The organism is Paenibacillus sp. ACRSA (genome assembly GCF_022346845.1).
Taxonomy (GTDB): Bacteria; Bacillota; Bacilli; order Paenibacillales; family Paenibacillaceae; genus Paenibacillus.
Window position 1 is genome coordinate 265331 of the sequence record NZ_JAKRNP010000002.1, and the last position, 19751, is coordinate 285081.

Consider the following 19751-nt stretch of genomic DNA (forward strand, 5'->3'; position numbering starts at 1 on the left):
ACTCCATGTTCTTATATTTATTTATAATATACAAACATCAAACTTTACTAAGTGATCCCACTTTCTGATGATACTGAACAATGCTGTTCATTGCGTGACGGGACATAATCATGATTTTATGTTCCAATTTGCGGTCAATACCGATGAGTCGATTCAAATGCATATGAATAATACTGAACACAATATCATCTGGACTGTTGGTTAAACTCTTCTGCTGTTCACACGTTACAAGTTGTTTGAAATAGGCCGATGAATCCTGATTTCTTATTCTTAATACAGAGAAAATATCATGATATAGCTGATCTGCTTCAGATTGTATTTGTGTAGTACTCCATTCAAAATAGGTATTCAATAGCCCCATGACACTTTTTCTTATATTGCGGTACTCATCCAAATATTCCTTAACATCAAACTTTTGATTCAGAGTTTTATAACATTCTGCCGGGCTGTACCCTAGCTGATTCAGAAGGTGGACAACGCTCATAATAGCTACCTGCTCAATTTCAATATTGGGTTTCTCGAATCGAATCAGACGGATGAGTTTGCTCACAATCAGGCTATCAGATGAAAAAACTTCTTCTGCCAATTTCATCAAGCCAACGCCACCATATCGTTCGATCTCAGGTTCATACGCATCAACAATGAATTTTGTTAAAAAGCCATCCTGAAACCATGTTGTACTCCATTCGTGAAACAATTCCGCAAAGGCTTGTGATTTATCTCTTGACTTGATTCTAAACCTGACTCTAATATGCGGTTCAGGATCCGCGTAGCGTATAAAATATCCAAAATCTATAAGTCCGAAAGCTCTGGCCTGCTCAATACAATCAGCCCAATGCAAGGCAATGAATTCGTTTTGTCTACTATCTAATCCATATAACTTGGCATAGAACCAGTCGCCGCCGGGAAAATGTACTTCATAATCTGAATTTTTTCTTGTTATTGCGGTTCTGTAAGCAAAGTTAGATTCTTTATCACTTTTTAAGACATTTTTATTCACGAGTGGAAATACAAACTCTGCTGTTAATAAACCTTCTTCTTGCCGAATAGGTAGCTCTTCGAAGCCCCCCACATGTTCAATGAGATCAACTTGTTGAGTTTTGCTTAAAATCTTCAAAATCTCATTCATGTGTAAAGGGTGTTCTATATCTAACAATATACGATGATCCGAATCAATTAAATAAACGTACCTCGGAACATTCCATTGTTGGATAAAATCCGTAATCCATTCTCTTAATCGAACCGCATCCTTGCCATTCTTGTGTTCTTTATTGTTATACCGATTTGGCAAACGAAGTTTCCATTTTGCTGGAGACAAAACAATTCTTTTATATTGAATTCTTGGTGTAAATGGAGCCTGCAACATAAATCCAAAATTCGGAGCAGACCATTGTTCAAACTTCATTAACCCAACCTCTATTAGAAATCGATACACATTAGGAGTTTGTTGATAATTTAGCATATGACCTACAGTAGGTATAATCTCTTTGTCATGATGTATGGATTTAATGTATAAGTTATCTCCATCCACTCCAACGACAAGGTCGGATACTTTTATTTGCTGTGCAGCCGAGAGTGAAGAAGTTGTACCAAGCGCAATCTCATAGTTTCGATAATTTTTAGTAAGCATTACATTTGTTGTTTTTCCGGAACTCGGTAAATAAGTAACTTCAGCCCAAACTTGATCTGGGCATATTTTTTGTTCTTCTTCTGAAATGATCTTGAATTGCTCTTGAAAAGCTGGATCGAAAATATCCATGAATCGGCCAAATGTTTTTCCTGCTCCATTAGAGCCTGAATTGGGCCCGAGCACTAATGTGTACTCACCTTTATCAAGGGTTTTACGATTCTGAGTGTATAGCGAGAAATATAACTCCATAGATGGCAATGTTGTATTTGTGTTATTAGAAGAATTATTTATAGTAAGAAGCTCTTGAATTTCATTTTCAGTAAGCTCCAGTTTCTGATTTCCTTTATGTAAGGCACCCAGCAATAATTCCATCAATCGTTGTTCTTGTTTCAATCGTTTGCGAGAATTGTCCATACTAGTATGTTGAACTCTTCTCCGACTCTCAGGATGACGATATGTTGCTGGAGCACCCAAACCTAATTCATCATCAATAAGCTCTAGAAGAGGTACCTCTTTATGATCTCCGTATTTCTCCAAAAACTCATGGACATACTCCTTTAAGTGCTGATTGGAGGAATAGGAAAGTCCATTAAGAATGCCGGCCGTTTGCTCAACATCTGCACGTATATGTTCATTCAGTCGTAAAGACTGATCTACGAGAGATACATCAACTTGCAATGCAGGTGTATGAATTGGAATGAGTTCGTTCATTAGGTTAGAAATATGTGCAAAAAGCTCCAGCCCTGCTCCAATCGTAGACTGGTTATATAAATCAATTTTAGATTTTATCTCAATTAATTTACCTTTTATCTCATCGATACCAGACAAGTCAGTTACAACACTCAAAATATACTGAAAAGGATCTTTGTCAATCGTGGAAGGCCGCATTTCAGTAATTAAAAATTCTTGTTTTAATAACTGTTTCACATAGTGAATAACAATCTCGGAATCAGTTCCTGGAAATTTCATTTTAAGTCGCTCAACCAAATCGAAACATGTAATTGGGGTATCTAAACATTCCATAATAAAATCAAAGACAATCGTTGCTTTAATGGATATGCTATCATTTTCACCATAGTCCATTTTTCCAAATCGCGTTACATACGGGATTTTTGCTCTATTGCCTTGTCGATATACTAGGGAATTAGGAAAAATACGAAGCTGCTCCACCACGCCTGGTACCTCTTCGAGTAACTCTATTAATTTTAGGACCCATTCCATGTCTGGGCGTGCTCTTTTTTTGTAAGATGGGATTCCGTTAAGATTAAGTTGTGACTCAGAGGCGAACTGTCCCACCATAACTCCTGAGAATAGACCGAATGGCGTTGGTCTACTCATCATTCGGATGACATACTTCATAATACTTGTTATTAACTGCTCATGATTTTTGGTTACTGCCTTCCCGTCCAACTTTAAGAGAGATCTATAGAGGCTTGGACTTGCAACGAGAAGCGCTTCTCTAATAACCGGCTGCTGAGCTAACTGGATCAAACGTTCGACAGAATAACCTTCAGTTGAATCACACTCTTTGTTGCTTGAGGGAAAGCATTTTAGAAATGTATCAAAAGGTAGAATAGGGGTTCTTATCATAAAAAAATCTAACGCTCTATATGAATTCCGCTCCATTATCATTATGTCCCCTCTCATCCATGAATAGTTCTATATCACTTTCTTTTGCCAGCCCACAAAACTAATGCTTCCAAATACCACCATAGATCCAATTAAATAAATCAAAAATTTGTATGAACCTTCTGGTCTAAGAGCCAGCAAAATTTGTTGAAATGGATCAAATAAAAATACTAACTCGGTAGCTAAGTAGTGATAAATGACAACGGACAATCCCGATACTGCCAAGAACGCTATGAGTGGTCTTGAGATGAATACACAAATGGCACTGCAAAATAATAATTTAGCTAAACAAGTTAGTAGAAAAACGGCGTAAAACTTCACAGTGTACCATTCGGCAGATAACCTGCCGACCTCACCTTCAGTTCTGTACAGAGTAGTTGTGTCGGTGCTAGGAAAAAATATTTTTGATCCAATCATGGCGATCCCATACGTAACTAGAATAAAAATCAACGTAGTCACAGCCAAGGCAAGTATTTTACCCAGCCATAATTCAAATCTTCGGTAAGGACGAAGACCGTAAATTCTGTATCCGCCGGAGTAAAGTTCGCCGCTTAAGTGATCGATATAAACAATAGGTAAAAGTGCAGCAACCATCAGTAATGAAATACCATTCATTACAAACCACGGGGCATTAAGAGTGTTAAGTGTTATACTGCCTTCCCCAAATCGAAACTCTCCCATTCCAGAGGAACTTGCGCCTAAAATATTTAGAATAACTAAAACTAAAAATGCAGCATATAGAACAATCTTAGATTTTCTTTTCCAATTTCGTTCTAATTCACTTGTCCATATACCTAGCATTATTGACCTCCTAGTACAAATAATCGGTTTTGACAAAGCGGCGATAAGCGCTCCATGTAAACACCACAAAATGTATTGTTATAACAATAACAACAGCTATCGCTGCGTTAGATCTGTCCGTTATAATTTCATCTAATCCAGTATGCTGTAAGAATGGGATCATCATATACGTAATGCTTAACTGTAAAATAGGAACCGAATCAAATGATGCTGCAATACGCACAAACAATCCGTCAATCAACAATGAAGTTAAAATATATAACATCCCGATCCCCATCGCATAGGTAACATTCTTACTATACATAGCAAAAAAAGAAAACAAGCTAGTAATGCCAACTAGTGATAGAAATGCCCAAGCATAATATTTAATCGTATACGCGACTATTTCGATAGAGGGAATCCTCAGACTTTCACTATGTGAGAACATAATATATCCTAAGATGTACAACGAAACGGAGAACCAAACTAACATAAGAAAAATCAAAATATAAATCAGTAACATCTTGCTGATAAAAATCTGTCTCCGTGTGTAATGTCTCAAAAATACATAACGCAACTGTCCCCCACGGTATTCCTCTGTAAAAACAGTTGCGACTAGTGCAGCTAAGATGATATTCACAGGAAAATACAAATTGTTTCTCAATCCTGCCAGCACAAACGTATCAGATAATAGTTCAGTGCTAGACTGAAACGATTCAAAATAATCTGCCGATAGATAAGCAAGACCAGGTACCACTAAAATCAGCAACCATGTCCAACGCTTCGCCCACAATCTTTCCCATTCAGTTCCCAATAACGTAATCATGCTTTCATTAACTCCACAAAGGCATCTTCCAGTCGTTCACCGTCTCCAATCAATTCTTTCGTTGAACCTTTCCAAACAATTCTTCCTTCTTTAATAATGATTAGCTCATCACACATTTGTTGAAGCTCATCCAGCAAATGACTTGAAATAAAAAAAGCATATTCAAATTCATCCCTCAAACCAAATATGATGTCTCGCAGACCCCTCATCCCCATTGGATCTAGGCCATTTGAAGGTTCATCAAGCAACAAAAGCTTCGGATTCCCAAGCAAAGCTTGTGCAATCCCGAGACGCTGCTTCATCCCTAGCGAGTATCCCTTAACCTTATCGTCGCCTCTTCCCTGTAGCCCTACTCTGTCAAGAAGCTTACTAATATGTGATTCCCGTTCTGTCTTAAGGATGTTAGAGTGCATACGTGCCAGATTACGCAAAACTTGTCTACCTGTCATATATTCAAAAAAAATAGGAGATTCAATAATCGCTCCTACCTGTGATAGTGCATTCTTACGATCTTTATTAACATCATAGGAGTCAATCGTGACTTGCCCACTAGACGGATGCATCAATCCTGTCATCATTCGCATCATTGTCGTTTTCCCCGCTCCATTAGGGCCAATAAAACCATAAATCTTACCTTTTTCTAACTTGAAGGATGTATCCTGAACAATTTCACGTTTGCCAATCGTTTTCGTTATATTGCTCACTTCCATAACGATATCTTTCATTATGACTCTCCTTATGTTCGTAAATTACCAGCCTAAATAACAAGAAGAGACTTATTCAGTCTCTTCCCGTTTATAAATCATTCATGAACTAACTCTAAACCAAAAATATGTTTGTGTATTAACACAATGCTCCAATATTGGAGATACAACCTTTACCTGCAGTCGGTGCACAGGTATTAGCCGTTCTAGTTTGTGGACCGCAACCCCCAGTACAGTTCCAAACACTAGTTAATTGGGGTTGAACAGGATCCTTAGATTTGTTAATTTGCACATCAAGATCAAAAATGCCTTTTTCCATTTTCATTACACTCCTCAAAATGAATTATTTAGATCTTGCCAATTCTTTTGTAAGGTCTTGGAAGTCAAATTTATATGAAGGAGTGCTAAAAGATCGTCACCTTTTAGTATCCTCATACACAAATCATTTTAAGCAAAAATGTAATTTATAATAAAATATGTAATCTATCTTCTTTATTAAAATATCACACAACACCGATATTGTAAACAATAAATTACATATAAGTTTTATTATATACCTTTAGTTAAATATTTATATAATTACTTAAATAATGTAAATATAACTTTTTCAACACAAATAGATTGGATGATTCGAGCAACTCACCTATCATTTTACATTTTGTTTCAATAAATTCTATTTTTGTTTTTTTGTAAAAAAACAAAAAAAATAAACCATCATTGGCATGGAATGATCCATTTCCAATGATGGTTTACGTTGTTCATCAACTCTAATATGAATTGAACGGTTATTTTCTCAGACAGCTTTACTGCTTCAGATTCTAGAATACCTTTGTTGTCCATGATTCGCAGTTCCACGTTTCGGTAACAACGTCACGGTAAAATTCAGGTTCGTGAGAGATTAGCAAAATACTGCCTTTGTATGCTTTGAGTGCACGTTTCAGTTCTTCCTTCGCATCAACGTCCAGATGGTTCGTGGGCTCATCGAGTACAAGTAGATTGGTTTCATTGTTAATCAGCTTGCACAAACGAACTTTGGCCTTTTCCCCACCACTAAGCACGGCAACTTTACTCTCGATATGCTTCGTAGTTAATCCGCATTTCGCTAGAGCAGCACGCACTTCAAACTGCGTATATGAAGGGAACTCCTGCCAGATCTCTTCAATGCAGGTATTGTAGTTTGCGTCCTTCATTTCTTGTTGGAAGTATCCAATCTCCAGATGTTCTCCACGTTGTACAGTACCTTCGAGAGCTTGAATCTCTCCCAGAATGCTACGCATCAGTGTCGTTTTACCGATTCCGTTTGCGCCGACAAGTGCAATCTTCTGACCACGTTCCATCCGCAAATCAAGCGGTCTGGATAAGGGTTCATTATAACCAATTACAAGCCCTTTCGTCTCGAAAATAAGCTTGCCGGAAGTTCTTGCATCACGGAAGTTAAACTGTGGCTTCGGTTTTTCCTTCGCCAGCTCAATTACGTCCATTTTATCAAGCTTCTTCTGTCTGGACATCGCCATATTCCGCGTGGCCACACTTGCCTTGTTGCGAGCAACAAAGTCTTTGAGATCAGCAATTTCCTGTTGTTGACGCTTATAAGCAGACTCCAGTTGTTGCTTCTTCATCTCATAGACTTCTTGGAAATGGTCATAGTCTCCGACATAACGAGTCAGATCTTGATTTTCCATATGATAGATCAAGTTAATTACACTATTCAGGAATGGAATATCATGCGAGATCAGAATGAAGGCATTCTCGTATTCCTGTAAGTAACGTTTCAGCCATTCGATGTGTTGCTCATCCAAATAGTTCGTCGGCTCATCCAAGAGCAAAATGTCTGGTTTCTCAAGCAGCAGCTTAGCAAGCAATACCTTCGTACGCTGTCCACCACTTAGATCGTTAACGTCTTTATCCAAGCCAATGTCTGTAAGACCAAGACCACGTGCTGTCTCGTCCACTTTAGCATCGATCATATAGAAATCCTGATTCGTCAACGTATCTTGGATTGTACCCACATCCTCAAGCAGTTGCTCAAGTTCTTCTGGAGTCACATCTCCCATTTTGCCATACATGTCGTTCATTTCCTGCTCCATATCAAACAGATACTGGAACGCACCGCGAAGTACATCACGGATGGATTGTCCTTTGCTTAATACGGCATGCTGATCCAAATAACCTACACGCATCCGTTTGGACCATTCCACCTTGCCCTCGTCTGGCTGGAGTTTGCCCGTAATAATGTTCATGAAGGTTGATTTACCTTCACCATTGGCTCCGATCAAACCAATGTGTTCGCCTTTTAGGAGGCGGAAAGAGACATCGGTAAAGATAGCACGGTCACCGAAACCGTGACTTAATTTTTCCACATTTAATATACTCATTCATGACACCTTTTCTATATAGACTTATTCTTGTATATTATAAGCGTTCTATCCTGTACAACTCAACGTCAACTTTTTAAAATTTTAAGTTAGATGTCTACTATAGGACAGTTTCATCTTATGAATTCATCCGATCATAACGTACACAGGTTAGCATTTGCCATATAAGATGAGATGGGGTAAAATTTGACCTTAAACTATTAATAAGAACGGAGCTCTAGGCAGAGCATTAGGTGAACATAATGATTGAAGTAAAACAATCCAAATTAGGTGATGGCGAATTCAACCGCGGAGTTTTTGCTACCGTTAATATTCCTAAAGGACAGTTGTTCCATCAGGCACCGGTTGTCCCTTATCCTAACGAAGATCATGAACATATTGAGAAAACAATTCTTGAAGATTACGTATTCGAATATGGGGCTAATCACACAGCCATCCTGCTTGGATATGGAAGCTTGATTAACCACTCTTACGAACCAAACGCGACTTATGAGATTAACTTCGAAAATCATACATTTGATTTTTATGCGTATACGGACATTCAAGCTGGTGACGAAGTACTAATTAATTATAACGGTGAAGAAGACAATATGGATCCACTATGGTTCCTCGATGATTATGAGGAGCGCATGCGTGAGTTGAACGAAGCAGAGGAAAGCAATGAGGGTAACGCAGACTCCCATTCCGAAGCTAAAGATACGAATCAAAAGTAGTGCAGATTGTGTACACTCTTCTTCATGTTCGTTCATGTTCTATTGTTATAGATAAGTAACGATCATGCAAACACAAAGACGGGGCTATCCAGCACCGTCTTTTTTTGAGTTTACCCACATTCCATTCATTCAATCTAAAATAGGCGGGTCGGTGTGCAAATCCTCATCAGGTGCTGTTGATCTCCACTTCGTAAATGTAACCTCAAATCCTGCACGCTTCGGTGAGCACAAAAATGGCCCTGCTTGTTTTTTCTCAGAGTACGCGAATCTTGCAACCCGAATCGTTCGCCATGCATGCTCATCCGTGCGGGCACGAATTACAACAGCTTCGTTATGATACGATGCGCGAATCGTAACAATCCTTCCACCCCATTCGGGCACAGGAGATAACGACCAATCCGAGTAGCCATCGGTGACAACCGCTCCAACATGAACCACGCCGTCGTTTACTTCCACACCCGCCTTGATCCATTGATTCGAACCATGCCAGAGCATCAGCCCTGCTTGATCATACAACTCCGTAAATGAGCTCAAATCAAATGAAACCTCAATCGCCTCGTTGCCCTCCCAAGGTTCAAGTAAGGCATGTCCACTTTGATGAACGAATCCATAATAGGTTTTCTCCCAAAAGTCACTTCCTTCTTTTGCTTCTACAATAAGTCGTTCACCTTCCATCCGACTAGCGACCGGTTCTGTTGTCCATGTCCCTGCCTGACGCTGAAGTAAATTTAATGTCATCAATCCTCATCCTTTCTATGCTCTCCATCCGTTTACTCCATACTTCGGCAAGCAAGCTTGCTGAACCTTTAATAAATATCAGACTCAATACTAAATACCCTCCTTTTCACGCTCATGACCAAAAAATTGCGTTGATTCTTTGTCAAAGTGGTATAATGAAAGAAGAAGTAAGTTTCAACCATTTACATTCATGACTGCGGTCAACCTATAAAGGAGTGTAACGATATGCATATTCAAATTACAGATCTTGCTGCTGCTCGGCTAACTGAGAGCTTGAATGATCAGCCCGGATATTTCAAAGTATTTTATGATACCGAAGGATGCGGCTGTAATGGAATCATTGTTATTTTGCTTATCGATGAACCCGCTGCACTAGATGAACAGATTGAGACCAACCTGGTTCCATTCTATGTTGATCCGAAACAGCAATTGAACCTTGAACAGCAGATGAAACTGGACACAGAGCAGAATTACGCCTCATTCACATTAAGCAGTGATGCTGGTGTACTTAGCAGCAACGTGCGTGTGAGAGATATCCGTGCTGTAGCCGCTGGCAGTTCAAGCGCATCCGACGCTTGTTCATTGAAATAACCACTCAGTCCATTAAGCGAAGTGCGATGATGTGCATTCGCACCCAAAAGACGTTGCAGTTATTGCAACGTCTTTTTATATCTTTCTGCATCTTTTTATCCACTTTTCTTTTCCTCTACTCAATGTGGGAAGTCTTCAATCCTATCAAATGCAATTTTATCTCTACTCTCAGAACAAAATAGAAGATTAATCATCTTTGTTTACAACTCGGAAACAATTGGAGAACCTATGGATATAATCCTCTAGTATACTCGGTATATAGATTGATATAACCGAGGAGGAACACACATCATGAAATCTTTGTCTCGCAAATCCATTATTTCTACTATACTTGTTGGCTCTGTAGTAGCCGGCTCCGCATTTACTACGTTTCCACTAAATCATACACTGACTCCAGTAGCATCAGCTGCAAGCTCTAGCTTCACACAGTTTCTGCATGATAATGCACCAGGGCGTACGATCAAAACCGTTAAAAATGTAGCTACTGTAACGAATGTTTCTAGCACGGTTGTGCTTGTTAACAAAAAGAGAAATCTACCTTCTACTTACACACCTCAAGATCTAGTTGTGCCTAGTATTCCTTTTAGCTTCTCTGGTTCCAGCCCGAAGAAGCAAATGCGTAAAGTTGCCGCAACTGCAATTGAGAAGTTGTTTGCTGCTGCAAAAAAAGACGGCATAGATATCAAAGCTGTGTCAGGATACCGTTCTTACGCAACTCAGAAGTCTATCTTCGACCGTAATGCGAGTATTAAAGGTGAAGCCGTTGCAAATAAAACAAGCGCTCGTCCAGGTCAGAGTGAGCATCAGACTGGACTTGCCATGGATATATCCAGTGCCTCTGCTGGTTACGATCTACAGCAAAGCTTTGGCAATACCAAAGAAGGTAAGTGGCTGAAAGCTAATGCGCACAAATACGGATTCATCATTCGTTATGGCAAAGATCAGGAAAAATTAACAGGTTATTCGTATGAGCCATGGCATGTACGTTATGTCGGCGTATATATCGCAGGTGAAATTACAAGTCAGAAACTGACGCTTGAGCAATATTTAGAGCGTGCCAAATAAGTCAGCAACTCCAGACACTTTCATTAATATCATCCAAAGGGATGGTTGTATGATATTCCCCCATGCTAATCATCTCATATAGATCGGCTATGATGGGAGCAAGAAGAGTTTTTGATAGCTCTTCTTGCTCTTCTAATTCATTTTCATACATACACCAAATCACGCACTCCTCGTTCATCCTTTGTCATCACAGCAAATCATGCAAAAGCAAGTCTTTTGAACACTACGGGCAATCGTTTCACACTTTCAGTTCCTGCCCAGGAACCAACACCAGCTAACAATGCATTATGAGATAAGTACAGAGCGAGATTATATACAATGGTTCCTAAGATAATTTCCAAGACGAAAAAACGTTTTATGGCAGAGGATTCAATGACATACACCCGGAATTCAGGATGAGCATTCATTGTTTTTAGACGTGTAATGAAGGTTTTCATGAATCACCTCAGACTGTTTTATTTTACAATATGGCAAACCCACCTTGTCTTATTCGAAAATAATACTTACATAAAGTAACTAAGTGTGTTATAGTCAGTTTATAAAACATACATAAGCGAGGTAACCTACCATGAGTGAGCTGGAGAGATTGGTCAAAGAACGTAGATCCGCCGTTATTTTTGAAGAAGGTATTGAGATTTCTGAAGCTGAATTGGAAGAAATGTTCGCGTTAAATAAATTCGCACCCTCTGCCTTCAACCTGCAGCATACGCATTATTTGGTGATTACAGATGCAGCACAGAAAGAGAAAGTATATGAAGCTTCCCAGCAATATAAAGTAAAAACAGCCTCAGCTGTTATTGTTGTCTTAGGCGATGTTAACGCACACCATCATATCCGAACAATCAACGAAGGTTTGTTGAATCTTGGAGCTCTCACCCCGTTCCAATATGAACAGGAATCGCAGAGCGTCATCGAATTTTATGAAACGCGCGGCAAGTTCTTCCAGCGTGAAGACGCGATCCGCAATGCCAGTCTTTCTGCCATGCAATTGATGTTAATCGCCCAGGATCGTGGCTGGGACACCTGCCCTATGATTGGCTTTGATGCTGAAGAGCTGCAACGTAGCTTGGATATTCCTGCACATTACGTACCTGCGATGCTGATCACCATGGGCAAAAAGTCGGAAGCGAAGCAGCGCCCGCGCGGGTATCGTAAACCGATTCATGAATATGTTAGCTTCAACAAAATGAATGCCGAATAAGGAAGATTGACCACCGCACACTACTCTGATTTCTAACTTATTCGAATAAAAGGCTATTCACCAGATCCACGAATCTGAGAATAGCCTTTTTGGGTATAGAAAGATCATTTTAATACGTTTCATAGACTAATTCATTTGCAATCTCCAGATCATCATTAAACTCGACATAGATATATAATTGCCCGGCTGGTGTATCTCCCGCATCATAACCTAAACGTAAAAAACGGTCTGGCTGGAATTCGGCATCAGCCAACACTAATTCATTCACATCTTCATCAGGATGTGCCTCAGCAATCATCTCAAGTGCACGGGCACAGAGCAGATCCCACTGTTTCCATACTTCTTCAATATAAATCGATAAGTCTTGCATCTCGGCCTTGGTTGAGACTTGCACCGTAACCACAAGCTCATTTTCCTGAATAAGCACAGGCATCTGATAGTTAATCATTGTACCGTCATATTGGAATACACCCATACCATGAATTTCATGATTTTCTTCCACGATTAGATTATCTGCATATTGGAGTCTCTCTAGCTTTGGATTATGACTATAATCCAACTGTTTTAATTTATTTTCAGAACAATATAGTTCAACCAAATGCTCATTCTGGCTAAGATCTAGCTCGTCAATGTGGTTATTAAAGCACCGAACACTCTCCAAGAATAGATTGGATCGAAGATTCAGCTTCTTGATATGATTATGATTACAACGGAGCTCTACCAGATTAGAACATGTGGTTAGATCAAGCTCCAACATATAATTATGTGCACAATCGACCTGCTGTAATTGTTTGTTGTGTGCAAGTTCAAGGGAAAAAAGTGCATTATAGCTGCAACTAAGCTCCTTTAACTGGTGTAGAGCATCTAAGTTTAAATTAGATAGCATATTCCAATGACATTCGACAGCGACGAGTTTGTGATTATGAGATAAATCCAGCTTCCGAAGTCGATTAGAACTAACATGGAGCACTTCCAAATCTGTGTTGGCGTGGAGATCCAGTGCGAGCAGCTGATTCTCTCTACAATCTAACCTATTCAGCTTGTCGTTATGACTTAGATCCAGACTGGTTAGTTGATTATACGAACAATCTAGCTCTCGAAGCTCTACAAAATATTCAATCCCATGAAGATTACTCACGCCAATTTTGGACAACTTTAACGTTTTCACCTGAAAAACATCACTTTCTTGTATATATCCACGCTGATCACAAAAATGATTTAATATGTACTGTCTAAACGGTTCATCCGTGAACGCCTTGGTAATATCCATAGCTGGATTCTCCTCTCAACTATAATCCTATTAATCCTGAATAACATATTATCCCTATTCTATGATGTCCCTTGAAAGGAAGCAATGTGTGAGAAGTCTTAAATTATACTTCAGAGCATCCTCTTCATTTGTCAAAAATAGTTGAATCAATTTCATAACTCATTTAAACGGATTTTTTGTAACTAGCTATAGACAAATTAAACCGTTTTGATCGATATCCAGCCTTGATTTAAGCAGCTAAAGGTATTATGAAATTGATTCAGTTATGTAATTTTTTTTATAACATGTTAACATCCAACATGTAACAGAAAACAATATAGAGAGGAAGTTATCCAATGGAAATGTATTTCGAAACGCTACAATCGTATCGCATTGCTTATGTCCGTCAGGTCGGCTCGTACGGGGCAGCCAATGTAGAGGCTATGGATAGGTTGAAGCAATGGGCGAATGATCAGGAGCTACTTACCGAAGCGGCTATTTTACTCGGCATTCCGCAAGATGACCCGGCTAGCACACCTGCACAGCATTGTAGATACGATGCAGCTATTGTCATGACTGAACTTGAGCCTGTGCATTCTGATGCTGTCGAAACGAGTGAGCTGTCTGGCGGAGAATACCTGATCTGTAAGGTCAAACACACGGCAGAGGATATGCAGCAAGCATGGAATGAGATCATCCCCCACTTGCAAAAAAATAATCACACGCTTGATCATACCAAACCGGTTATGGAACGATACCGCTATCAGCTTCTGAAAAATCATTTCTGTGAAATTTGTGTGCCTGTAAAGTTGGTCTAAACTCTTGTATGTCAGCAGGACGGTAACTCTATTACATTGCTTTTTCATTAAGCTCACAAATGAATAGAAATAGAAGAAGTGACTTCGTTTACCGAAGTCACTTCTCCCTTAACAACGTTATAGCAATACCCTTATACAAAAGCTCTTATATTAATAATCTTTTATCAGTACTCTTGTACTATCATGTAATTAGTTCATGAATCAATTAGAATGCCCAGTTACCTTTGCGGAATACCGGTTCTATCGTTCCATCTTGCAATTCACCATCAATATCAAGCTCTGCAGAGCCGATCATGAAGTCCACATGTGTCAGACTCACATTGCATTCATGTTGAAGCAATTCTTCATTGGACATAGATGTGCCATTCTTCATGTTGAACGGGTATGCACTTCCGACAGCCAAATGACAGGAAGCATTCTCGTCAATACCAGTGTTGTAGAAGATGCGATTCAGGTTAGAGATTGGAGAATCATGCGGCACCAGTGCTACTTCACCTAGATAGCGTGCACCTTCATCCGTAGCAAACAGGTTTTTCAGATGCTCTTCGCCAGATGCTGCTGTATAAGCAACAACCTGTCCATCCTTAAACGTAATTCGCATCTGGTCTACAAGCTGTCCGTTCAGATTCAGCGGCAAGGTACTGCTAACATAACCGTTCACACCACTTCGCTTAGGCATTGTGAATACCTCTTCCGTCGGCATATTTGCTACGGTGTAGACCCCTTGTTTATTTTCGCTGCCGCCACCGCCCCAGATGTGGTTGTCGACGAGTTCAATCTTCAAGTCGGTTCCTGGTGCTCGGTAGTGCAAACTCTTGTAATTTTTCTTATTCAGCAAGTCGCTCATGGTATTGAGTGTATCCAGGTGCACTCTCCAGTTCTTCACAGCATCACCGCCATCCACACGGTTCATTTTGAAGATCGTTTCCCACATCACGTTAATGCGATCTTCTTCTGGAATATCGGCAAATACTTTGTTTGCCCATGCCTTCGTCGGCGCTTTGATCAGACACCAGCTAATTTCATGGTTACGCGTGTATTTGGAATATCCTTTGCGTGCCTCCGCAGCAGCCTTTGTCGAACGGGAAACCTTGTCTGAGTCAATACCTTTATACAGCTCAGGGTCAGGTACTTTAATCGTCAATGTCGCTCCACCTGCTTCGGCGAATCGTTCCATCATGTCGCCTTTCCAAGCAGGATAGTAGTCAAAGCTATCATCCGAACCGCGCTCGAAACGGCTGCGAGTAATATTGTCGTCATCAAAGTCTACTTGCACATACTTCGCTCCGGCCGCATATGCCTTCTGTACGATCAAGCGGGTGAACTCTAATGTCTCGATTGGTGCAGTGACCAACAGGTCTTGTCCTTTCTGAATATTCACACCGACTTTGACTACCAACTCGGCGTATTGTTCTAGGGATTTTTCAAAAGATTGTTCAAATGCGCTCATGAATATATTCACTCCTGTTTCAAGATTTTAAAGTGTCCTAGATTTCAGTTATACGTTTCGTTTTTCCTGCTCACGCAGTTCAATTCGGCGAATCTTACCTGAGCTTGTTTTCGGCAGATCAGTGACGAATTCAATTTTACGTGGGTATTTGTAAGGTGCTGTCCATTCTTTGACATGGTTTTGCAACTCACGTACCAGTTCTGATGAAGCCAATGATTCATCTCTAAGAACGACAAAAGCTTTCACCACATGTCCTCGGATCTCATCTGGGCTCGCCACCACCGCACATTCCTTCACGCTGGCATGCTTCATAAGGGCTTCTTCAACTTCAAATGGCCCAATCGTATACCCTGAGCTGATAATAATGTCATCACTACGACCTTCAAACCAGAAGTAGCCTTCTTCATCCTTACGTGCGCGATCTCCTGTTACAAAATAATCGCCCCGTTGGCTGGCTTCCTTGCGTCCTGCATCTTGATAATACTCGTGGAACAAGGCAGGCATATCTTTGTGCACCGCAATATCTCCAACTTGTCCTGTTGGCTGCGGCTGCCCATCTTCATCAATAATCTCAATCAGCCCTGGTGTGATGGATTGACCCATGGAGCCAATTCGAGTAGGCGCACCGCTTAAGCTTCCAATAAGCAACGTGCTTTCCGTCTGTCCATATCCGTCACGAATCGTGAGGTTGAAATGACGTTGGAAGATCTCAATAACCTCCTGATTAAGCGGCTCACCAGCAGATACGGCACTACGGAGCTTGGACAAGTCATAATGTCCCAGATCATCTGTTTTTGCCATTAGTCGATATTCCGTCGGTGTACAACAGAGCACACTGATCTCATGTTCCTGCATTAGATGTAGGTATCGCTTAGGCTGGAATGATCCGTTGTAGACCAGACCTGTTGCACCTCTTCCGAGAACAGAGAGAAATGGACTCCAGATCCATTTTTGCCATCCAGGTGCTGCGGTTGCCCACACTGTATCTGATGGTTGGATATCCAGCCATAATGAAGAAGCGATCCGCAGGTGAGCATATCCCCAACCATGGCTATGTACAACTCCTTTGGGATTACCAGTTGTTCCTGAGGTGTAAGCAAGGATGGCGATATCATCTCGGTGTGTTTCTACCGCAGCCATCTCATCCGACTGACCTTGCATTAACTGCTCCACATTCAGCCAGCCTTCAGCCGGTACGTCAGTTTCACCATGAGGTGATGCAACGATCCGGTGTGCGAGTGATGGCAGGTCTGCGTTCATCTTCTCCACTTCTGCTGTTGTCTCAGACCACACAATAACTCCACGGGCTTCAGAGTGCCGCAGACGATATTCCAAGTCCTTAGCTCGCAGCATCTCGGAAGAAGGGATAACCGCAATGCCCAGCTTCAGGCAAGCAATGTAAATGACATAGGCGATAATACGACGTGGTACCATGACCAGTACTCTATCACCCTTCTCTAGTCCTAAGTCACGTAATCCACCAGCAAGACGGTTGGCTTGCTTAAACAAATCACCGTATGTGATCTCTTCCAACTCTTGATGATCGCTGAGCCATCTAAGTGCAATCCGATCTGACGGGTGGTTCTCCATCTCGGATGTCAGGTTATAGCTTTCAGGCGAAATCCACTGTTCAAAGTTCAAATGGAGCCTCTCCTTCATGTTTCAAAATGTAAAGCATCTATATATTATACCTCAAATCCTAGGACCAGGTGCTATGAACTGAATTCTCATTACAAAAATAAAAAATAACAGCCTATTTCTCGGCTGTTATTAGCTCTTTATTATCAGGTTACACCAAATTCCAATGTTTATAACCAAAAGCGCCTTTCTCTTCATAGAAAGGCGCTCTCCAATTACGAACTTACTCATTACGACTTACTCATTACGATCTCACTTTGCTATCATTACCAAGGGTAATTCCCAATTCCCTCTAAGATGCGATCAATCTCATTCAACTCTTCTGTTGTTAATTCCGGTGCCTTGAGAGCTGCCACATTCTCTTCGATCTGTGACACCCGACTTGCACCGATCAGAGCTGAGGTTACACGGTTGCCACGTAGAATCCAGTTCAGCGAAAGCTGGGATATCGTCTGACCTCTACGCTCAGCAACCGCCTGAAGCGCCTCGAACTTGGCAATGCGTTCGTCCGTATAGGCTTCTTTCTTCAGATTGCCTGTTGGATTCGCTCGTTCCGCTGTAATCTTCTCAACATACTTATTCGTTAACTGTCCACGGCCAAGAGGGCAGAATGCAATCGAACCCACGCCTTGTTCGTTCAATACATCCTGAAGACCATCCTCAATCCAGCGATTCAGCATGGAGTAGTTCGGTTGGTGAACCAGACACGGTGTACCCAGACGGCGAAGAATGGTAACCGCTTCTTGGGTCTGCTCAGCATTATAGTTGGACAAGCCCACGTATAGGGCTTTACCTTGTCTTACTATATGATCAAGAGCAGCCATTGTCTCTTCAAGTGGTGTCTCAGGATCTGGACGGTGGTGGTAGAAAATATCGACATACTCAAGTCCCATTCTGCTGAGACTTTGATCGAGGCTAGCAATCAAGTTTTTGCGAGAACCCCATTCGCCGTAGGGACCTTCCCACATATGATATCCCGCCTTGCTTGAGATGAGCAGTTCATCCCGGTAAGGACGCAGATGCTTTTTGAAAATGACACCAAAGTTCTCCTCTGCCGACCCCGGAGGTGGTCCATAATTGTTGGCCAGATCAAAATGATTAATGCCCAGATCGAAGGCACGAAGGATCATTTCTGTCTGAACATCCATGGTGCGATTGCCGCCAAAATTTTGCCATAATCCTAATGCGATCTGAGGCAGCCTAATTCCGGATTTACCGGAGCGGACATAGTTCATTTCACTGTATCGTTCACTACTTGCAGTGTAGGGCATGCTTATCTCTCATTTCTGCTTATGCGTTATTGTTGATCACCCTTTTATCTTAGACAATCCCTACCGAAAACCATATGGCATTTCACTACTTACGTATGGCAAAATGATTGTTATATCATCATCAGATGCCATGCCAAACAAAACAATTAAGCATACATTACTCATATATATATGTTAAAATGCATGATATAGCCTTTGGAACAGGAGTGACCTAAAGTGATTACATATATGTTCAAAAATAATCAATTCCAGGAGCTGCAGCTGCTCCATTATGGCACCGAACCTTGCACACCAGGGCACAGCTTTGGCCCAGCGATGCGTGATTACTACAAAATTCATTATATTCTGAATGGCAAAGGCACCTTCCAAGTTGGAGGGCAAACCTACAAGTTGCACAAAGGACAAGGATTTCTCATTGTGCCTCACTCCGTCGTTCATTATGAAGCTGACCAAAACGAACCATGGGAGTATAGCTGGGTGGCTTTTCAAGGTAGCAATATAGTTTCTCTCTTACAACAAGCTTGCCTGTCTGAACTGTGTCCGATCTTCGAACTTCATAATGATGATGAGCTGCGCTCGTGTCTGCATCGCATGATTAGCTCTAGAAATACACACAAAGGCTGGGAAATTAGTATGACCGGCTTGTTATACCAATACTTCGCTGTGCTGATTGATCAAGCTAGTGAAACCACTCATCCTATGATGCAGGACTATACGAAAGATACGTATGTTACGCAGGTCATTGATTTTATTGAGATGAACTATGCTAATGCGATCACGGTTCAAGCGATTGCCTCGCATGTTGGCTTACAGCGAAGTTACCTCTGCTCACTCTTCAAAGATCTGATCGGAAGCAGCATTCAATCCTACCTGGTGAATTATCGCATGCGTAGAGCAGCTGAACTGACGCTTGATCCCAGTCTAAGTATTGGTGACATTGCTCGATCCGTCGGGTATCTGGATCAATTGCTCTTCTCCAAAATGTTCAAAAAGGTCATGGGACAATCTCCAACCCAGTATCGGCAACAAAAAACAGCACCTTCCCCACTTCATAGTTAAAGGGAACGTGCTGT

18 protein-coding genes are annotated in these 19751 nt (G+C 41.0%); 6 read left to right on the forward strand and 12 right to left on the reverse strand.

Annotated elements, in window-relative coordinates; all coding sequences use genetic code 11:
* Window positions 1-37: 37 nt before the first annotated feature.
* The 6 genes from MH215_RS06055 to MH215_RS06080 all read right to left on the reverse strand — a co-directional run bounded on the left by MH215_RS06055 (window position 38) and on the right by MH215_RS06080 (window position 7944).
* Entirely contained in the window at window positions 38-3256 is a 3219-nt protein-coding gene (locus MH215_RS06055; RefSeq protein WP_239289130.1) for a lantibiotic dehydratase, read from the reverse strand.
* Window positions 3257-3289: 33 nt separating this feature from the next.
* Complete coding sequence (locus MH215_RS06060) at window positions 3290-4060, reverse strand: ABC transporter permease (RefSeq protein WP_239289132.1); 771 nt, start codon at window positions 4058-4060, stop codon at window positions 3290-3292.
* A gap of 10 nt (window positions 4061-4070) precedes the next feature.
* Window positions 4071-4865, reverse strand: a complete 795-nt coding sequence (locus MH215_RS06065; RefSeq protein ID WP_239289134.1) for an ABC transporter permease — start codon at window positions 4863-4865, stop codon at window positions 4071-4073.
* On the reverse strand, window positions 4862-5590 hold the full coding sequence (locus MH215_RS06070) for an ABC transporter ATP-binding protein (protein WP_239289136.1): 729 nt from the start codon (window positions 5588-5590) through the stop codon (window positions 4862-4864). The genes MH215_RS06065 and MH215_RS06070 overlap by 4 nt, the downstream gene beginning before the upstream one ends.
* 118 nt (window positions 5591-5708) lie before the next feature.
* Window positions 5709-5888 (reverse strand): FDLD family class I lanthipeptide, encoded by a 180-nt coding sequence (locus MH215_RS06075; RefSeq protein ID WP_186380950.1) that lies wholly within the window; start codon window positions 5886-5888, stop codon window positions 5709-5711.
* 499 nt (window positions 5889-6387) lie between these two features.
* Complete coding sequence (locus tag MH215_RS06080) at window positions 6388-7944, reverse strand: ABC-F family ATP-binding cassette domain-containing protein (RefSeq protein ID WP_056692196.1); 1557 nt, start codon at window positions 7942-7944, stop codon at window positions 6388-6390.
* A gap of 242 nt (window positions 7945-8186) precedes the next feature.
* Between MH215_RS06080 and MH215_RS06085 the strand changes: the two genes are divergently transcribed.
* Window positions 8187-8657, forward strand: a complete 471-nt coding sequence (locus MH215_RS06085; protein ID WP_239289138.1) for an SET domain-containing protein — start codon at window positions 8187-8189, stop codon at window positions 8655-8657.
* Window positions 8658-8786: 129 nt separating this feature from the next.
* Here the strand turns inward: MH215_RS06085 and MH215_RS06090 are convergent, their stop codons facing one another.
* Window positions 8787-9395 carry a DUF1349 domain-containing protein gene (locus MH215_RS06090; RefSeq protein WP_239289140.1) on the reverse strand — a complete coding sequence of 203 codons (609 nt, stop codon included), beginning with the start codon at window positions 9393-9395 and terminating at the stop codon, window positions 8787-8789.
* 225 nt (window positions 9396-9620) lie between these two features.
* Between MH215_RS06090 and MH215_RS06095 the strand changes: the two genes are divergently transcribed.
* The gene (locus MH215_RS06095; RefSeq protein WP_056692205.1) at window positions 9621-9986 is read left to right on the forward strand and encodes an iron-sulfur cluster biosynthesis family protein; all 366 of its coding nucleotides are present in this window, start codon (window positions 9621-9623) and stop codon (window positions 9984-9986) included.
* A 291-nt stretch (window positions 9987-10277) separates the two neighbouring features.
* Window positions 10278-11051, forward strand: a complete 774-nt coding sequence (locus MH215_RS06100) for a M15 family metallopeptidase (protein ID WP_145048541.1) — start codon at window positions 10278-10280, stop codon at window positions 11049-11051.
* A gap of 197 nt (window positions 11052-11248) precedes the next feature.
* Here MH215_RS06100 and MH215_RS06105 read toward each other — a convergent pair whose 3' ends face one another.
* Window positions 11249-11488, reverse strand: coding sequence for a hypothetical protein (locus MH215_RS06105; protein WP_239289142.1), 240 nt, complete (start codon window positions 11486-11488; stop codon window positions 11249-11251).
* A gap of 131 nt (window positions 11489-11619) precedes the next feature.
* On the opposite strand from MH215_RS06105, the gene MH215_RS06110 reads away from it, so the two are divergent.
* The gene (locus MH215_RS06110; RefSeq protein ID WP_239289144.1) at window positions 11620-12252 is read left to right on the forward strand and encodes a nitroreductase family protein; all 633 of its coding nucleotides are present in this window, start codon (window positions 11620-11622) and stop codon (window positions 12250-12252) included.
* A 109-nt stretch (window positions 12253-12361) separates the two neighbouring features.
* On the opposite strand, the gene MH215_RS06115 is transcribed toward MH215_RS06110, so the two are convergent.
* Entirely contained in the window at window positions 12362-13522 is a 1161-nt protein-coding gene (locus MH215_RS06115; protein WP_239289146.1) for a leucine-rich repeat domain-containing protein, read from the reverse strand.
* A gap of 335 nt (window positions 13523-13857) precedes the next feature.
* On the opposite strand from MH215_RS06115, the gene MH215_RS06120 reads away from it, so the two are divergent.
* Complete coding sequence (locus MH215_RS06120) at window positions 13858-14319, forward strand: AraC family transcriptional regulator (RefSeq protein WP_239289148.1); 462 nt, start codon at window positions 13858-13860, stop codon at window positions 14317-14319.
* 205 nt (window positions 14320-14524) lie between these two features.
* Here the strand turns inward: MH215_RS06120 and MH215_RS06125 are convergent, their stop codons facing one another.
* From MH215_RS06125 to MH215_RS06135, 3 genes are all read right to left on the reverse strand, one after another.
* Entirely contained in the window at window positions 14525-15769 is a 1245-nt protein-coding gene (locus tag MH215_RS06125) for an aminopeptidase (RefSeq protein ID WP_239289150.1), read from the reverse strand.
* A gap of 48 nt (window positions 15770-15817) precedes the next feature.
* Complete coding sequence (locus MH215_RS06130; RefSeq protein ID WP_239289152.1) at window positions 15818-17428, reverse strand: acetate--CoA ligase; 1611 nt, start codon at window positions 17426-17428, stop codon at window positions 15818-15820.
* A 245-nt stretch (window positions 17429-17673) separates the two neighbouring features.
* Window positions 17674-18678, reverse strand: coding sequence for an aldo/keto reductase (locus MH215_RS06135; RefSeq protein ID WP_239289154.1), 1005 nt, complete (start codon window positions 18676-18678; stop codon window positions 17674-17676).
* Between the two features lie 216 nt (window positions 18679-18894).
* Between MH215_RS06135 and MH215_RS06140 the strand changes: the two genes are divergently transcribed.
* A complete protein-coding gene (locus MH215_RS06140; RefSeq protein ID WP_239289156.1) occupies window positions 18895-19737 on the forward strand; it encodes an AraC family transcriptional regulator in 843 nt (280 codons plus the stop codon).
* Window positions 19738-19751: the final 14 nt, after the last annotated feature.

Bases quoted from the DNA above. Each gene is read 5' to 3' on its own strand.
- MH215_RS06055 (WP_239289130.1), bottom strand. From the start codon at position 3,256: ATGGAGCGGAATTCATATAGAGCGTTAGATTTTTTTATGATAAGAACC.
- MH215_RS06130 (WP_239289152.1), bottom strand. From the start codon at position 17,428: ATGAAGGAGAGGCTCCATTTGAACTTTGAACAGTGGATTTCGCCTGAA.
- MH215_RS06110 (WP_239289144.1), top strand. From the start codon at position 11,620: ATGAGTGAGCTGGAGAGATTGGTCAAAGAACGTAGATCCGCCGTTATT.
- MH215_RS06125 (WP_239289150.1), bottom strand. From the start codon at position 15,769: ATGAGCGCATTTGAACAATCTTTTGAAAAATCCCTAGAACAATACGCC.
- MH215_RS06085 (WP_239289138.1), top strand. From the start codon at position 8,187: ATGATTGAAGTAAAACAATCCAAATTAGGTGATGGCGAATTCAACCGC.
- MH215_RS06135 (WP_239289154.1), bottom strand. From the start codon at position 18,678: ATGCCCTACACTGCAAGTAGTGAACGATACAGTGAAATGAACTATGTC.
- MH215_RS06065 (WP_239289134.1), bottom strand. From the start codon at position 4,865: ATGATTACGTTATTGGGAACTGAATGGGAAAGATTGTGGGCGAAGCGT.
- MH215_RS06115 (WP_239289146.1), bottom strand. From the start codon at position 13,522: ATGGATATTACCAAGGCGTTCACGGATGAACCGTTTAGACAGTACATA.
- MH215_RS06090 (WP_239289140.1), bottom strand. From the start codon at position 9,395: ATGACATTAAATTTACTTCAGCGTCAGGCAGGGACATGGACAACAGAA.
- MH215_RS06095 (WP_056692205.1), top strand. From the start codon at position 9,621: ATGCATATTCAAATTACAGATCTTGCTGCTGCTCGGCTAACTGAGAGC.
- MH215_RS06120 (WP_239289148.1), top strand. From the start codon at position 13,858: ATGGAAATGTATTTCGAAACGCTACAATCGTATCGCATTGCTTATGTC.
- MH215_RS06075 (WP_186380950.1), bottom strand. From the start codon at position 5,888: ATGGAAAAAGGCATTTTTGATCTTGATGTGCAAATTAACAAATCTAAG.
- MH215_RS06060 (WP_239289132.1), bottom strand. From the start codon at position 4,060: ATGCTAGGTATATGGACAAGTGAATTAGAACGAAATTGGAAAAGAAAA.
- MH215_RS06100 (WP_145048541.1), top strand. From the start codon at position 10,278: ATGAAATCTTTGTCTCGCAAATCCATTATTTCTACTATACTTGTTGGC.
- MH215_RS06105 (WP_239289142.1), bottom strand. From the start codon at position 11,488: ATGAAAACCTTCATTACACGTCTAAAAACAATGAATGCTCATCCTGAA.
- MH215_RS06080 (WP_056692196.1), bottom strand. From the start codon at position 7,944: ATGAGTATATTAAATGTGGAAAAATTAAGTCACGGTTTCGGTGACCGT.
- MH215_RS06070 (WP_239289136.1), bottom strand. From the start codon at position 5,590: ATGAAAGATATCGTTATGGAAGTGAGCAATATAACGAAAACGATTGGC.